This window comes from Rhodoplanes sp. SY1 (assembly GCF_046000175.1).
Taxonomy (GTDB): Bacteria; Pseudomonadota; Alphaproteobacteria; order Rhizobiales; family Xanthobacteraceae; genus Rhodoplanes.
The window spans coordinates 12042-27244 of record NZ_JBEOMB010000020.1; the positions used below are offsets into that span (position 1 = coordinate 12042).

The following is a 15203-nucleotide window of genomic DNA, read 5'->3' on the forward strand; positions in this document are numbered from 1 at the left end:
TCCGCGCCGACCGGTCGTGTGCGGATCGCTCGTCGCTCACCTCAATCGTAGCCCAGGAGATCGAAGATCTCGCGGTCCTTGAGCGGCGTCGGGGTCAGCGGATCGACGCCGGCCCACAGCTTCTCGGCGAGCTGCAGATACTCGTTCTGAACCGCGATCACCTCGTCGGTCGGATCCATCTCGAACAGCGTCGCCTTCTTCAGGCGGCTGCGGCGGACCACGTCGAGGTCGCGGATATGGGCGAGCGTCTTGAGCCCGGTGCGGCCGCAGAAGCGGTCGATCTCGTCGGTCGCCGCCGAGCGGTTGGCGATGACGCCGCCGACCCGCACCTTGTAGTTCTTGGCCTTCGCCTGGATGGCCGCGGCGATGCGGTTCATCGCGAAGATCGAGTCGAAGTCGTTGGCCGTGACGATCAGGGCGCGGTCGGCGTGCTGGAGGGGGGCCGCGAAGCCGCCGCACACCACGTCGCCGAGCACGTCGAACACCACGACGTCGGTGTCGTCGAGCAGATGGTGCTCCTTGAGGAGCTTGACGGTCTGGCCGACGACGTAGCCGCCGCAGCCGGTGCCGGCCGGCGGACCGCCGGCCTCGACGCACATGACGCCGTTGTAGCCCTCGTAGACGAAGTCCTCCATCCGCAGCTCCTCGGAGTGGAAGTTCACCGACTCGAGGATGTCGATGACGGTCGGCACCAGGCACTTGGTCAGCGTGAAGGTCGAGTCGTGCTTGGGATCGCAGCCGATCTGCAGCACGCGCTTGCCGAGCTTGGAGAACGCGACCGACAGGTTCGACGAGGTCGTCGACTTGCCGATGCCGCCCTTGCCGTAGACGGCGAACACCTTGGCGGTGCCGATCTGGACGCGCGGGTCGAGCTGGACCTGCACGCTGCCTTCGCCGTCCTCGCGGCCGGCGTTCTCGGCGGCCGCGCAGGACCCGCAGCCCTCCTGCTTGACGGGCTCACCGGTGAGATCGGCCGGGCGGGGGATGACGGTCATGCGGCGGCTCCTTGGTCGACACCTTCGAGGCGGTCCTCCAGCTCCTCGCCGGCGCGCCGCAGCGCGTCGAGCATGGCCTCGTCGGGCGTCCAGTAGCGACGCTCGTGGGCCTCGAGCAGCCGATGTGCGACTTTCGCCGAGGCGACCGGATTGAGGTCGGCCAGGCGTCGCCGCATCTTCTCGTCGAGCATGAAGGTCTGGGTCAGCTGCTCGTACACCCACGGCGCCACCTGGCCCGTGGTCGCCGACCAGCCGAGCGTGTTGGTGACCTGCGCCTCGATGTTGCGCACGCCTTCGTAGCCGTGCGCGAGCAGCGCCTCGTACCATTTCGGATTGAGGGCGCGGGTGTGGGTCTCCAGCGCCACCTGCTCGGCGAGCGTACGCACCGTGCCCTCGCCGCGGGTCTGGTCGCCGATATAGACCGACGCCGTGGTGCCGCGGGCGCGCTGCACGGCGCGCGTGATGCCGCCGAGCGTGTCGAAGTAGTGGTCGATCGTGGTGATGCCGAGCTCGACCGAGTCGAGATTCTGGTAGGTGAGATCGACGCTCGACAGCACGTGGGACAAGACCTTGTCCTGGCGGGCCGGCTTGCCGTCGACCCCGTAGGCGAAGCCCTTGCGCCGCATGTAGGCCTCGGCGAGCTCGTCCTCGTCGTTCCAGCCGCCCTGGTCGATGAGCTGGTTGACGTTGGAGCCGTAGGCGCCGTCGGCGTTGGAGAACACGCGCAGCGACGCCTCCTCGATCGAGCCGCCGTTGGCCGCCTGATAGGCGAGCGCGTGCTTGCGCACGAAGTTCGTCTCGGCCGGCTCGTCGGCTTGCGCCGCGAGCAGCGCGGCCTCGGCGAGCAGCTTGGTCTGCATCGGCAGGAGGTCGCGGAAGATGCCCGACAGCGTGACGACGACGTCGATGCGCGGTCGGCCGAGCTTCTCCAGCGAGACGAGCTGGGCGCCGCAGACGCGGCCGTAGCTGTCGTGGCGCGGCTCGGCGCCCATCAGCCACAGCGTCTGGGCGATGGGGCCGCCTTCGGTCTTCAGGTTGTCGGTGCCCCACAGGACCATGGCGATGGTCTCGGGCACCGCGTGGCCGTCGGCCTGCCAGCGGGCGAGCAGGCGCTCGGCCTGGCGGGCGCCGTCCTGGATCGCGAAGGCGCTCGGGATGCGGAACGGATCGAAGCCGTGCAGGTTGCGGCCGGTCGGCAGCACGTCGGTGGTGCGCAGGAGATCACCGCCCGGCGCCGGGGCGAGATAGCGCCCGTCGAGCGCCTTGACGATCGCCGGCAGCTCGTGGTCGACGGCCAGGAGCTTGTCGAGCGCGGCGCGCTTCTCGGCCTCGGTCACGCCGGCGGCGTCGAGCATCTCGGCGCGCTCGGGCGCGGTCGGCACCTCGCCGACCACGTGCAGGCCGTGCGGGATCAGCGTGTATTCGAGCTCCAGCACCTTGTTGGTGAGCGCTGCGATCTCGGTCACCGGGTCGTCCCAGGCGGGCTCGACGGGGGCCAGATTGACGGCCGAGGCCTGCGCCTGCACCAGCACGGCGAGCGCGGTGCGGCTCTCCGGATCGGTGTCGGGCTCCAGCGCCCGCCAGCGGTCGAGCGAGGACTTGAGATCCAGCAGCCCGCGATACAGGCCCGCATTGGTGATCGGCGGCGTGAGATAGCTGATCAGCGCGGCGCCGGCGCGGCGCTTGGCGAGCGTGCCCTCGGACGGGTTGTTGGAGGCGTAGAGATAGAGGTTCGGCAGGTCGCCGATCAGGCGGTCCGGCCAGCACTCGCCCGACATGCCGGCCTGCTTGCCGGGCATGAACTCGAGCGCCCCGTGGGTGCCGAAATGCAGCACCGCATGCGCGCCGAAGTCCTCCTTGATCCAGCGGTAGAACGCCGAGAAGGCATGGGTCGGGGCGAAGCCGCGCTCGAACAGCAGCCGCATCGGGTCGCCCTCGTAGCCGAAGGCGGGCTGCACGCCGACGAAGACGTTGCCGAAGGTCTCGCCGAGCACGAACAGGCTGCGGCCGTCGGTGAGATGGCGGCCGGGCGCCGGGCCCCACTGCTTCTCGATCTCGGCGAGGTGCTTCTCGCGGCGGACATGCTCGTCGGCGCCGATCTTGGCGGCGACATTGGCCTCGCTGCCGTGGCGCGCCGCGTTGCCCTTGAGGATGCGGTCGCGCAGGTCGTCGACCGTCTCCGGCACCTCGACCTTGTAGCCGGCGTCGCGCAGCGTCTTCAGCGTGTTGTGCAGCGAGGCGAAGACCGACAGGAAGGCCGCCGTGCCGATCGCGCCGGCGTTCGGCGGGAAGTTGAAGATGACGATCGCGACCTTGCGCTCGGCCCGCTTGGCGCGGCGCAGGGCGACCAGCTTGGCGACGCGCGCGGCGAGCGTGCCGGCGCGCTCCGGGTGCGCCGTCATCTCGCGCTGGCCCTCGTCGCGCGGGCCGGCATTGTCGGACAGGATCGAGCGGCCGCCGAAGGTCATCGGCCAGATGGCGCCGTCGAGCTCGGGGATCGCCACCATCATGGTGGCCTCGACCGGCATCAGGCCGCGCGGGTCGGCCTGCCACTGCTCGAGCGTCTGGAACTCGACCGGATGCGCCGCGATGTAGGGCACATCGAGCCTGGCCAGCAGCTCGGCGGCGGCGCGGGCGTCGTTGTAGGCCGGGCCGCCGACCAGCGAGAAGCCGGTGAGCGACACCACGGCGTCGACGGTCGCGCGGCCGTCCTTCATGAAGAAGGCCTCGACGGCGGGGCGCTGGTCGAGCCCCGACGCGAAGGCCGGGATGACGCGCAGGCCCTTGGCCTCCAGCGCCTTGATGACGCCGTCGTAGTGGGCGGCGTTGCCGGCCAGCACGTAGGAGCGCATCACCAGCACGCCCACCGTGCCGTTCGGGCCGGCGGTCGGCAGCTCGGCGAGCTTCTCGGTGACCCGGCCCTTGACGGCCGGATGATAGAGGCCGACGTCCGGATACTCGACCGGCGGGCCCGACTTCACCGCGCTGCGCAGCCCCTTGCGCGGGCCGTCGGCATAGCGCTCGACCATCAGGCGGACGAGATTGGTGATGTTCTCGTCGGTGCCGGCGAGCCAGTACTGCAGCACCAGGAAGTAGGCGCGCAGATCCTGGGCCGTGCCCGGGATGAAGCGCAGGAACTTCGGGATCTGGCGCAGCATCTTCATCTGCCCCTGGCCGTTCGATCCCGGCCCTTCGGAGCTCTTGCCGCGCAGCCGCTTGAGCAGGCTCAGCACGCCCATCGTCTCGCCCGACATGCTGAACTTGTGCATGCGGGTGAGGCGCACCACCTCGCCGGCGGCGAGCGCGCAGACGATCGCGTCGCACTTGTCGCGCCGCGCCTGCAGGGCGGGCAGCACCGGGCGGATGTGCTCGTCGAGGAACAGCATCGTGGCGACGACGATGTCGGCCGATGCGATGTCCGCGAGGCAGCGCGACAGCGCCGCCTGGTCACCGCCCCATTCGTCGGCCGCGTGCATCACCAGGTCGAGACCGGGCAGCTCGCGCGACAGCACGGCGCGGGCACGCGCCACCGAGCCCGCGAGATGGCTGTCCATCGTCACGATGACGACGCGGATCGGGGTCGTGTCAGCGGGCGAAGTACGCTTTCGCATCATACAACGTCTCGACTGTGATCAGGGACAGACCGCGATCCTGCGCGAAGCGCTCGGTGTTGCGGCGGGCTTTTCCGCGCACGAAGAAGGGAATCTTGTGCAGTTCCTTCTCGGCGTCGGCGGCCCAGCGAATCGGGGGTGGTGCCGGGGGCGGCGAAACCGGCCCGCCGTCTGCGGACGGGACCGGGGAAGCACGGTCGAGAACCGACGCCGCGACGGCGGCGGCCGGCTCGAGCACCGGCGGGACGGCCGGCGCGGCGACAGGTGAGACGACGGACGGCGCCTCGGCGCGGGCCGCAGCGGCGGCGCCGTGCGACCCGAGATGCGAGGGCGCCGCGTCGGCGTGGAACTCGAAGTCCTCGCGGAACATCTGCAGGAGATGCTCCTCGAGGCCCATCATCAGCGGGTGCACGAAGGTGTCGAACAGCACGTTCGCGCCCTCGAAGCCCATCTGGGGCGAGTAGCGGGCCGGAAAGTCCTGCACGTGCACGGGCGCCGAGATGACGGCGCAGGGCACGCCCAGGCGCTTCGCCGTGTGGCGCTCCATCTGGGTGCCGAGCACCAGCTCGGGATGGGCGGCCGCGATCTTCTCCTCGACGTCCAGATAGTCGTCGGTGATCAGCGGCTCGACGCCGTACTTGGCCGCCGCGGCCCGCACCTCGCGGGCGAACTCGCGCGAGTAGGTGCCGAGCCCGACGACCTCGAAGCCCAGCTCCTCCGCCGCGATCCGAGCGGCCGCGATCGCGTGGGTCGCGTCGCCGAACACGAAGACGCGCTTGCCGGTGAGATACGTCGAGTCGACCGAGCGGGCATACCAGGGCGCACGGCTGCGCGTGTCGGCGAGAACCGGCGCTGCATCGACGCCGGCGAGCGCCGCGACCTCTTTCACGAAGTCGCAGGTCGCGCCGAAGCCGATCGGCACCACCTTGGTGGACTTCTGGCCGAAGCTGCGCTCCAGCCACTGCGCCGCCTGATAGCCGGTCTCGGGATAGAGCACGACGTTGAAGTCGGCCTCGCCGAGGCGGGCGAGGTCGGCCGGGCTGGCGCCGAGGGGCGCGACGACGTTCACGACGATGCCGAGCCGGTGGAGCAGACCGGTGACCTCGTGAACGTCGTCGCGGTGTCGGAAGCCGAGCGAGGTCGGCCCGAGGATGTTGCAGCGGGGAGGCTGGTCCGGCGCCCGTGGCGGCCGCTTGGAGCCGGGCGGCGGCACGGAGGGACCGGCGAGAGTCCGGACGAGACGGTAGAAGGTCTCGGCCGCACCCCAGTTCTCCTTGCGCTGGTACGCGGGCAGCTCGAGCGGCACCACCGGGACCGGCAGCCCGAGCGCCTGGGCGAGACCGCCCGGGTCGTCCTGGATCAGCTCGGCCGTGCAGGACGCCCCGACCATCAGGGCCTGCGGGCGGAACCGCTCGTACGCCTCCTTCACGGAGGTCTTGAACAGCTCGGCGGTGTCGCCGCCGAGATCGCGGGCCTGGAAGGTCGTGTAGGTGACGGGCGGACGCTTCCGGGCGCGTTCGATCATGGTGAAGAGCAGGTCGGCATAGGTGTCGCCCTGCGGCGCGTGCAGCACGTAATGGACGCCCTCCATGGCGGCGGCGATGCGCATCGCACCGACATGCGGAGGAGCCTCGTATGTCCACACCGTGAGCTGCATGCTGCTACACCGTCCTCCTCACACCTTCAGCCGGTCGCGACGCACGAGCGGCCGGGCGAACAGCTCGGCCAAGTCGGCCGCCTGCTCGAAGCCGTGCACCGGGGTGAACAGAAGCTCGATCGACCACTTGGTCGCGAGGCCCTCGGCCTCCAGCGGATTGGCGAGGCCGAGCCCGCAGACCGTGAGGTCGGGTCGCGCCGCGCGGGCGCGATCGAGCTGCCTGTCGACGTCCTGGCCTTCCGACAGCGCCGTGCCGGCCGGCAGCAGCGCCAGCTCGGCGGCGAGATGGCCGCGGTGCAGATAGGGCGTGCCGACCTCGACGAGCGTCATCCCGAGCTCCCGCGCGGCGAACCGGGCGAGCGGCACCTCGAGCTGCGAGTCGGGGAAGAAGAAGATGCTCTTGCCCGCGAGCTTCTCGCGCTGGCGTCCGAGCGCGACGCGGGCCCGCTCGGCGCGCGGCGCGACGACCGCGTCGAAGCGCGCGTCGTCGACCCCGAAGGCCTTGGCGACGGCGCCGATCCAGCCGGTCGTGCCCTCGACGCCGAGCGGGAACGGCGCCGACAGGCGCTGCGCCCCGCGCTTCTCCAGCAGGCGCGCCGTCTCGGCCAGGAACGGCTGGGCGAGCAGCATCCGGGTTTGCGGCCCGACCGGCGGCAGGTCGTCGGAGCGGCGCGGCGGGAAGAAGCGCACCCGCTCGACGCCCAGATCTGCGAACAGGCGGACGAACTGGTCCTCGACCACCTCGGCTAGGGCCCCGACCACGAGGAGCGATGGTGCCGCGTCGGCGGCCTCGGCCGGCATCTGCGGCACCAGGGCGGCCAGGCAGGCGTCCTCGCCCTGGGTGAAGGTCGTCTCGATGCCGCTGCCCGACCACGACAGGATCCGCACCCGCGGCGCGAACGCCTCGGACAGCCGCTCGGCGGCCCGCTGGAGGTCGAGCTTGATCACCTCGGACGGGCAGGAGCCGACCAGGAACAGGAGCTTGATGTCGGGCCGGCGCTCCACCAGCCGGGTCACCACCCGGTCGAGCTCGGCATTGGCGTCGGCCAGCCCGGCGAGGTCGCGCTCCTCGATCACGGCGGTGGCGAAGCGCGGCTCGGCGAAGATCATCACGCCGGCGGCCGACTGCAGGAGATGCGCGCAGGTGCGCGAGCCGACCACCAGGAAGAAGGCGTCCTGGATCTTCCGGTGCAGCCAGACGATGCCGGTCAGCCCGCAGAACACCTCGCGCTGGCCGCGCTCGTAGAGCACCGGGGCATCGGTGCAGCCGATCTCGGCGGACGGCGTGGCGACGGGCGGGACGATGGCGTTCATTGCGCCGCTCCGGCGAGGGCGGCGGCGGCGTCCATCGCCTCCTGCTGCTTGCGGGCGGCCCGCAGCTTGAGGACGAACTGGGTCGCGTTGACGACGTAGGAGGCGTAGGCGGCGAGCGCCAGCGTCATCTGGGTGGTCACGTCGGCCCCGGTCGCGACGGCGACCAGGTAGCCCGTGTGCAGCGCCAGCACCAGCATGCTGAACACGTCTTCCCAGAAGAAGGGACGTGCGAACAGGTACTTGCCGAAGACCACCTTCTCCCAGATCGAGCCCGTGACCATGATGATGTAGAGCACGATCGTCTTGATCACGACCGAGACGGTGGCCGCGACATAGCCCTCGCCGGTGGCGAGGAAGCGCAGCACCAGCCCGAGGCTGACCAGGAAAACGAGGAACTGCAACGGCGCCAGGATGCCCTGCACGAGGGTCCACGGCGACGCATCACGGCGAATGCGCTCCTCGGGCGTGTAAAGCCCGATAGGCACCGCCTTCGATGCTGCATCGGAAGAAACCTGCATCCGATCAGGATCCGAGTTGCCTGACAATCGGTAATGACACGGACTGTCAACCGCCCTTGACGGGCGGGACGCCGGATGGTGCGATGAATCTCCCGCAGCGCCGCGGCCTGCCGCATCTTGCGTTGCGCAACATGCAGACGAGACCACCCCCTCTGAGTCAGCTTTTTGCATCGCGCCGCTCCTTGCGCGTGCCATCGTGAGGCGAGCCTAGGATGCTTCCCTGGTGGTGTCAACAATTCTGTACGTAAACTAAACTTGACTGTTCATCCCCGCGGGCTTTAACTTGTTGAGAGGCGTAGCTATGGCCGAAGCGAGACCCCAGGTGGCGGCGAGGGATTGGTGGGTCAGAACGAGCGGCTATCCTGGCGACGGCCGCGCCGCCGATCGGCTCGCCGTGGCCGAGACGCATCGTTCCAACGACACACCATGGTCTTCGACGGTGGCGCCGGCCGCCCCGCTGGCGACACCCGTCAACCGGGCCGTCGAGCACCACATCCTCCCGAAGCTCGTGCTCGCGCACTCCTGCACCTGTGACGAGCTGCCGATGCCGGGCCGGGCCCTGGACGCGGACGAGGTCGCCGAGCTGACCGACCGGGTGCTGGCCGGCGACGATGCCGGCGCGCTGTCCTTCGTCGAGGCCGTGCTCGCCCGCGGCATGCCGGTCGAGCGGGTCTATCTCGACGTGCTGGCGCCGACCGCCCGGCGCCTCGGCGAGATGTGGAACCACGACACCTGCGACTTCACCCAGGTCACGCTCGGCCTGTGGCGTCTCCATCGCGTGCTGCGCGAGTTCAGCGCCTCGTTCCACAGCGAGGTCGAGCACCTGCAGGAAGGCCTGCCGGTGCTCCTCGTGCCGGCGCCCGGCGAGCAGCACACCTTCGGCATCGCCATGGTGGCGGAGTTCTTCCGCCGCGCCGGCTGGCTCGTTTGGGACGCGCCGGTGCCGGCCCGCGCCGATCTCGCCGCCATGGTCCGCAACGAGTGGTTCGCCGTGGTGGGCTTCTCGTTGAGCTGCGAAACGCGGCTGGAGGCGCTCGCCGCCTGCATCCAGACGGTTCGCCGCGACTCCTGCAACCGTTCGGTCGGCGTGCTGGTCGGCGGTCGCGTCTTCGTCGATCACCCGGACTATGTCGCCCGGGTCGGTGCCGACGCGGTCGCGGTCGATGCCCGCCAGGCACCCATTCAGGCACAGAATCTCGTCGCCGCGCTCGCCCATCGCCCGTGATCGACGCCACGCGCCGACCAGGGACGACGGCGGGCCGGTGACGGCTCGAAAGAGGACTTGGTCGCACGTGAACGGCTTCAGAGCGCCGATAGAGTCGTTGGGCGAGCTGGACGTGAAGGCGGCGGCGACCCTCGTCGCGGCCGCGGCGGACGTTGCGCTGGTGGTCGGCGACAACGGCATCATCCGCGACATGGCCTGCCAGAGCCCGGAGCTGCAATCCGCCCTCGAGGGTCACGGGCCCCTGCTCGGCCAGACCTTCGCCGACACGGTGACGACCGAGAGCCGTCCCAAGGTCGAGGCGCTGTTGCGCGAGGCGGGCGACCTGGCGACCCCGCGCCGCCAGGTCAACCATCCCTCCACCCGCGGCATGGACGTGCCGATCCTCTACTCGGCGATCCGGCTGCCGTCCGGCCCGCTGATCGCGGTCGGCCGCGACCTGCGCCCGGTCGCCGAGCTGCAGCAGCGGCTCGTCGAGGCGCAGCAGTCGATGGAGCGCGACTACACGCGCCTGCGCCACGCCGAGACCCGCTACCGGCTCCTGTTCCAGATGTCGCCCGAGCCGGTGCTGATCGTCGACACCTCGTCGCAACGGGTGGTCGAGGCGAATCCCGCCGCCGCCCAGACCTTCGGGGATCTCGGCCGCCGCATCATCGGCCGCCCGCTCCTGGAGGCGTTCGAGCCCGACACCGTGCCGGCCATCCAGGCGCTGCTCGCCGGCGTCCGCTCGGCCGGCCGATCGGATTCCACGCGCGCCCGGCTGGTCGATTCCGGCCGCACCGTGTTCGTCTCCGCCTCGCTGTTCCGCCAGGAGAACGCCTCGCTGTTCCTGGTCCGCCTGTCGCTGCCGGAGCGCGACGGCGCCGGGACCGGCACGGAAAGCCGCACGAAGCTCCTGCGCTTCTTCGAGCACGCCCCGGACGGCATCGTCGTCACCGACCGCGACGGCCGCGTGCTCGCCGCCAACCCGGCGTTCCTGGATCTCGCCCAGCTCGCCAGCGAGGAGCAGGCGCGCGGGGAATCGCTCGAGCGCTGGCTCGGCCGCTCCGGCGTCGACCTCAACGTGCTGGTCGCGAACCTTCGCCAGATCGGCTCGGTGCGGCTGTTCGCGACGACGCTGCGCGGCGAGCTCGGCGCTCAGGCCGAGGTCGAGATCTCGGCCGCCGCCGTCGCCAACGGGGCCGAGCCCTTCTACGGCTTCACGGTCCGCAATGTCGGCCGCCGCCTGCCGACCGACGCCCGCGCCGGTCGCGAGATGCCGCGCTCGGTCGACCAGCTCACCGAGCTGGTCGGACGGGTGTCGCTGAAGGAGCTGGTGCGCGAGGCCACCGACGTGGTCGAGCGGCTGTGCATCGAGGCGGCGCTCGAGCTGACCGGCAACAACCGCGCCTCGGCGGCCGAGATGCTCGGCCTGTCGCGCCAGAGCCTCTACGTGAAGCTGCGCCGCTACGGCCTCGCCGACGCCGGCGAGCCGGTCGAGCCGGAAGAATGAGCCAATGAGCGAGCTGGTATGAGTGCGACGACGACCCTGCAGGTGCCGGCCCCGTCGGCCGTGCTCGAGCTGTTGAAGCCGATCACCTGGTTCCCGCCCATGTGGGCGTTCGCCTGCGGCGTCGTCTCGTCCGGGCTGCCGCTCGGGCCGCGCTGGCCCGTGGTGGTCGCCGGCATCGTGCTGTGCGGGCCGCTGCTGGTCGCCACCAGCCAGGTCGTCAACGACTGGTTCGACCGCCATGTCGACGCCATCAACGAGCCGCACCGGCCGATCCCGTCCGGCCGCATCCCGGGCCGCTGGGGCCTCTATCTCGCGATTCTCTGGACCGCGATGTCGCTGGCGCTGGCGAGCCAGCTCGGCGACTGGGTGCTCGGCGCCGCCGCGGTCGGCCTGGTGCTCGCCTGGCTCTACAGCGCGCCGCCGGTCCGGCTGAAGCAGAACGGCTGGTACGGAAACGCCGCCTGCGCCATCACCTACGAGGGCTTCGCCTGGTTCACGGGCGCCGCCGTGATGATCGGCGGCCTGCCCGACTGGCGGATCGTGACACTCGCGTTCCTTTACAGCGCCGGCGCGCACGGCATCATGACCCTCAACGACTTCAAGTCGATCGAGGGCGACATCCGCACCGGCGTCCGCTCGCTGCCCGTGCAGCTCGGCGTCGACGCCGCCGCCCGCCTCGCCTGCATCGTGATGGCGGTGCCGCAGGTGATCGTCATCGCCCTGCTGCTCGCCTGGGGCAAGCCGATACAGGCCGCCATCGTCGCGGCGCTGCTGGTCGCGCAGGGCGCGCTGGCGGTGCGCTTCCTGCGCGAGCCGATCGCCAAGGCGACGTGGTTCAGCGGCCTCGGCGTCACGCTCTATGTCGCCGGCATGATGACGAGCGCCGTCGCGCTCGCGAGCCTCGGAGCCCCGGCATGAGCCCGACCGCGCACCTCGCCTCGGGCGCAAGACCGCTCGACCTCGTCGGGATCGTCCGGCTCGGCCTCGTGCAGACGGCGCTCGGCGCGATCGTGGTGCTGACCACCTCGACCCTCAACCGGGTGATGGTCGTCGAGTTCGCCCTCCCGGCGATGCTACCCGGCGCGCTGGTCGCCATCCATTACGCCGTGCAGGTGCTGCGGCCGCGCTGGGGCCACGGCTCCGACTCGGGCGGCCGGGCGACGCCGTGGATCCTCGGCGGCATGGCGACGCTGGCGCTGTCGGGCGCCGCCGCCGCGATGGGCACGGCCCTGCTCGGCACCAGCGTGGTGCTCGGCGTCGCCATCGCGGCGCTCGCCTTCGTCGGCATCGGCATCGGGGTCGGCGCCGCCGGCACCTCGCTTCTCGTGCTGCTCGCCAAGCGCGTCGATCCGGACCGCCGCGCCGCCGCCGCCACCATCGTCTGGGTGATGATGATCGTCGGCTTCATCGTCACGGCGGGCGGCGCCGGCCATCTGCTCGACCCGTTCTCGCCGGCCCGGCTCGTCACCGTCGCGACCAGCGTGTCGGCGATCGCCATCGTGGTCTCGGTGCTGGCCGTGTGGGGCGTCGAGGGCGATCCTCGCGCCGCGGCCGCGCCGGCCGCCACGGGCCGCGGCGAGGACACGCGAAAAGTGCCGTTCCGCGAGGCGCTGGCCCAGGTCTGGGCCGAGCCCGAGGCGCGCCGCTTCGCCATCTTCGTGCTGATCTCGATGCTCGCCTACAGCGCCCAGGACCTGATCCTCGAGCCGTTCGCCGGCACCGTGTTCGGCTTCACGCCGGGCGATTCGACCAAGCTCTCCGGCGTCCAGCACACCGGCGTGCTGATCGGCATGGTGACGGTCGGCATCGCCGGCACGGGCCGCTTCGGGCGGGCGCTCGCCTCGATGCGGGGCTGGTGCATCGGCGGCTGCATCGCCTCGGCGATCGCGCTCGCGAGCCTCGCGCTCGGCGCCTTCGTCGGCCCCGGCTGGCCGCTGCGGGCCTGCGTGTTCATGCTCGGCGTCACCAACGGCGCCTACGCGGTCGCCGCCATCGGCTCGATGATGGGGCTCGCCAGCGAGGGCCGCGAGCACCGCGAGGGCGTCCGCATGGGCCTGTGGGGCGCCGCCCAGGCGATCTCCTTCGGGGTCGGCGGCTTTCTCGGGACGCTGGCGAGCGACGTCGCGCGCGCCCTGCTCGGCTCGCCCGTCTCCGCCTACGCCACCGTTTTCGCGCTCGAGGCCGTGCTGTTCCTGGTGTCCGCCGTGCTGGCCGCCCGGGTGCATCCGGGCCGCGTCTCCGAGCGCACCGTCGCTTTGACCGAGGGCGAGACCGACGCGGACGACCCGCTCTACGCGCCCGCGAAGGCAGGGAGGTGATGACCATGCCCGCACTGGAGACCTACGACACCGTCGTCGTCGGCGGCGGCCCCGCCGGGGCGACCGCCGCCACCGATCTCGCCCGCCGCGGCCGCGCCGTGCTGCTGCTCGACAAGGCCGGCCGCATCAAGCCGTGCGGCGGCGCCATCCCGCCGCGCGCCATCCGCGACTTCGACATTCCCGAGCACATGTTGTGCGCCAAGATCACCGGCGCCCGCATGGTGGCGCCCTCGGCCCGCCAGGTCGACATGCCGATCGACGGCGGCTTCGTCGGTATGGTCGACCGCGGCCCGTTCGACGAGTGGCTGCGCGAGCGCGCCGCCAAGGCCGGCGCCGTGCGGCGCACCGGCACGTTCGAGAAGCTCGAGCGCGACGACTCCGGCCTCTCGGTCCTCCACTATCGCGACAAGGAGAGCGGCGCGCCGCAGAGCGTGCGGGCCCGCACCGTGATCGGCGCCGACGGCGCGGTGTCGCAGGTCGGGCGCCAGGCGGTGCCGGGCGCCGACAAGGTGCCGATGGTGTTCGCCTATCACGAGATCGTCCGGTCGCCGGAGGCCGGCGTCGGCGACTTCGATCCGGCGCGCTGCGACGTCTACTACCAGGGCCCGCTGTCGCCCGACTTCTACGCCTGGATCTTCCCGCACGGCACGACCACCAGCATCGGCACCGGCTCGATGAAGAAGGGCTTCGCGCTGCGCGAGGCGGTGGCACAGCTGCGCCGCGCCACCGGGCTCGACGCCTGCGAGACGCTGCGTCACGAGGGCGCGCCGATCCCGCTGCATCCGCTCAAGCGCTGGGACAACGGCCGCGACGTGCTCTTGGCCGGCGACGCCGCCGGCGTGGTGGCGCCGGCCTCGGGCGAAGGCATCTACTACGCGCTCGCCGGCGGCCGCCTCGCCGCCGAGGCGGTCGACGAGGCGCTGGCGACCGGCGACGCGCGCGCCCTCGCGCTCGCCCGCAAGCGCTTCATGAAGGCGCACGGCCGGGTGTTCTTCATCCTTGGAATGATGCAGCGCTTCTGGTATCGCAGCGACTGGACGCGCGAGCGTTTCGTCGGGATGTGCCGCGACCCGGACGTGCAGCGGCTGACCTGGCAAGCCTACATGAACAAGGAGCTGGTCCGGGCCAAGCCCGCGGCTCACGTGCGGATCTTCTTCAAGGACGTCGCCACGCTGTGCGGTCTCGCTCGCCCCTGACGCTTCGCGTCGACCTGCCGCAGGAGCCGCGCGAGCGCGGCTTCTGGTGGCCCCTCGTGCTCGCCACGCTGTTCACGGCGGCGATCGCCACCATCGGCGGCGAGCTCACCCAGCTCGGCGACTGGTACCAGGCGCTCAAGAAGCCGTCCTGGCAGCCGCCCGACTACGCCTTCCCGATCGTCTGGACGACCGTGTTCGCCTTCTCGGTGATCGGCATGGCGTTCGCCTGGCGCGACGTCGCCTGCCCGCGCCGGCGCGGCGTGATCGTCGCGCTGTTCGTCCTGGTCGGCGGCCTCAACATGTTGTGGAGCTTCCTGTTCTTCAATCAGCAACGGCCCGACTGGGCGCTGATCGAGGTCGGCGCCCTGTGGCTCGCCGTGTTCCTGATGGTGGTCGCGCCGCTGAAGGACTCCAAGCTCGCCAGCCTGTTCTTCTTCCCTTACCTCGTGTGGGTGACGATCGCGTCCTATCTCACCTGGACCGTGGTCCAGCTCAACGGCCCGTTCGGCTGACCGGCCCCGCGATGGCCGAGCTGTTCGCCAGCGGCCGGGTGATCGACCTGATCCTGGCGCTCGTGGTGGTCGAGACGATCGCGCTGGCGCTGGCGGGGCGGATGACGGCCCTCGCCGGGCGCCTGCCGCCATTGCGCCGGCTGCTGCCCAATCTCGCCGCCGGCGCCTGCCTTCTCGTCGCCGTCCGGGCCGCATTGGTCGGGGCGGACTGGGTCTGGGTGGCGGCGTCCCTGCTGGCCGCGCTGATGGCTCATATCGCGGATTTGCTGACGCGCCTGACAGAACCACCCGTCAAGTCGTCCGGACAACACTCGACAGTTTCGCAGTGACAACCCGGTAGGCGCAACTTCGCGGGATCTACGCCATAG

Annotated in this window: 12 protein-coding genes; 7 read left to right on the top strand and 5 right to left on the bottom strand. The window is 71.1% G+C overall.

What is annotated here, in order from left to right; translation table 11 throughout:
- Positions 1-41: 41 nt before the first annotated feature.
- From bchL to bchF, 5 genes are read right to left on the bottom strand one after another with little or no spacing between them, the layout of a single operon-like run.
- Positions 42-995, bottom strand: a complete 954-nt coding sequence (gene bchL / locus ABTU92_RS07065) for a ferredoxin:protochlorophyllide reductase (ATP-dependent) iron-sulfur ATP-binding protein (RefSeq protein WP_408089028.1) — start codon at positions 993-995, stop codon at positions 42-44.
- On the bottom strand, positions 992-4606 hold the full coding sequence (locus ABTU92_RS07070) for a magnesium chelatase subunit H (protein ID WP_408089212.1): 3615 nt from the start codon (positions 4604-4606) through the stop codon (positions 992-994). Before ABTU92_RS07070 ends, bchL begins: the two co-directional genes overlap by 4 nt.
- Complete coding sequence (gene bchB / locus ABTU92_RS07075) at positions 4581-6263, bottom strand: ferredoxin:protochlorophyllide reductase (ATP-dependent) subunit B (RefSeq protein ID WP_408089030.1); 1683 nt, start codon at positions 6261-6263, stop codon at positions 4581-4583. The genes ABTU92_RS07070 and bchB overlap by 26 nt, the downstream gene beginning before the upstream one ends.
- 18 nt (positions 6264-6281) lie before the next feature.
- Positions 6282-7577, bottom strand: a complete 1296-nt coding sequence (locus ABTU92_RS07080; RefSeq protein ID WP_408089032.1) for a ferredoxin:protochlorophyllide reductase (ATP-dependent) subunit N — start codon at positions 7575-7577, stop codon at positions 6282-6284.
- Positions 7574-8095 carry a 2-vinyl bacteriochlorophyllide hydratase gene (bchF, locus tag ABTU92_RS07085; RefSeq protein WP_408089034.1) on the bottom strand — a complete coding sequence of 174 codons (522 nt, stop codon included), beginning with the start codon at positions 8093-8095 and terminating at the stop codon, positions 7574-7576. Before bchF ends, ABTU92_RS07080 begins: the two co-directional genes overlap by 4 nt.
- Before the next feature lie 322 nt (positions 8096-8417).
- Here bchF and ABTU92_RS07090 point away from each other — a divergent pair, with 322 nt between their 5' ends.
- The 7 genes from ABTU92_RS07090 to ABTU92_RS07120 all read left to right on the top strand — a co-directional run bounded on the left by ABTU92_RS07090 (position 8418) and on the right by ABTU92_RS07120 (position 15164).
- Positions 8418-9320 (top strand): B12-binding domain-containing protein, encoded by a 903-nt coding sequence (locus ABTU92_RS07090; RefSeq protein ID WP_408089036.1) that lies wholly within the window; start codon positions 8418-8420, stop codon positions 9318-9320.
- 67 nt (positions 9321-9387) lie between these two features.
- Positions 9388-10809, top strand: a complete 1422-nt coding sequence (gene ppsR / locus ABTU92_RS07095) for a transcriptional regulator PpsR (protein ID WP_408089038.1) — start codon at positions 9388-9390, stop codon at positions 10807-10809.
- An 18-nt stretch (positions 10810-10827) separates the two neighbouring features.
- A complete protein-coding gene (gene chlG / locus ABTU92_RS07100) occupies positions 10828-11727 on the top strand; it encodes a chlorophyll synthase ChlG (protein WP_408089040.1) in 900 nt (299 codons plus the stop codon).
- Positions 11724-13127, top strand: coding sequence for a BCD family MFS transporter (locus tag ABTU92_RS07105; protein ID WP_408089042.1), 1404 nt, complete (start codon positions 11724-11726; stop codon positions 13125-13127). Before chlG ends, ABTU92_RS07105 begins: the two co-directional genes overlap by 4 nt.
- A 5-nt stretch (positions 13128-13132) precedes the next feature.
- The gene (locus ABTU92_RS07110; RefSeq protein WP_408089214.1) at positions 13133-14323 is read left to right on the top strand and encodes a geranylgeranyl diphosphate reductase; all 1191 of its coding nucleotides are present in this window, start codon (positions 13133-13135) and stop codon (positions 14321-14323) included.
- Positions 14302-14835: a TspO/MBR family protein gene (locus ABTU92_RS07115; protein WP_408089044.1), complete on the top strand. Its 534-nt coding sequence runs from the start codon at positions 14302-14304 to the stop codon at positions 14833-14835. The genes ABTU92_RS07110 and ABTU92_RS07115 overlap by 22 nt, the downstream gene beginning before the upstream one ends.
- Before the next feature lie 11 nt (positions 14836-14846).
- On the top strand, positions 14847-15164 hold the full coding sequence (locus ABTU92_RS07120) for a hypothetical protein (protein WP_408089046.1): 318 nt from the start codon (positions 14847-14849) through the stop codon (positions 15162-15164).
- Positions 15165-15203: the final 39 nt, after the last annotated feature.

What these genes read in the sequence shown, in the direction of transcription:
- bchL (WP_408089028.1), bottom strand. Translation starts at nt 995, where the DNA reads ATGACCGTCATCCCCCGCCCGGCCGATCTCACCGGTGAGCCCGTCAAG.
- ABTU92_RS07070 (WP_408089212.1), bottom strand. Translation starts at nt 4,606, where the DNA reads ATGCGAAAGCGTACTTCGCCCGCTGACACGACCCCGATCCGCGTCGTC.
- bchB (WP_408089030.1), bottom strand. Translation starts at nt 6,263, where the DNA reads ATGCAGCTCACGGTGTGGACATACGAGGCTCCTCCGCATGTCGGTGCG.
- ABTU92_RS07080 (WP_408089032.1), bottom strand. Translation starts at nt 7,577, where the DNA reads ATGAACGCCATCGTCCCGCCCGTCGCCACGCCGTCCGCCGAGATCGGC.
- bchF (WP_408089034.1), bottom strand. Translation starts at nt 8,095, where the DNA reads ATGCAGGTTTCTTCCGATGCAGCATCGAAGGCGGTGCCTATCGGGCTT.
- chlG (WP_408089040.1), top strand. Translation starts at nt 10,828, where the DNA reads ATGAGTGCGACGACGACCCTGCAGGTGCCGGCCCCGTCGGCCGTGCTC.
- ABTU92_RS07105 (WP_408089042.1), top strand. Translation starts at nt 11,724, where the DNA reads ATGAGCCCGACCGCGCACCTCGCCTCGGGCGCAAGACCGCTCGACCTC.
- ABTU92_RS07110 (WP_408089214.1), top strand. Translation starts at nt 13,133, where the DNA reads ATGCCCGCACTGGAGACCTACGACACCGTCGTCGTCGGCGGCGGCCCC.
- ABTU92_RS07120 (WP_408089046.1), top strand. Translation starts at nt 14,847, where the DNA reads ATGGCCGAGCTGTTCGCCAGCGGCCGGGTGATCGACCTGATCCTGGCG.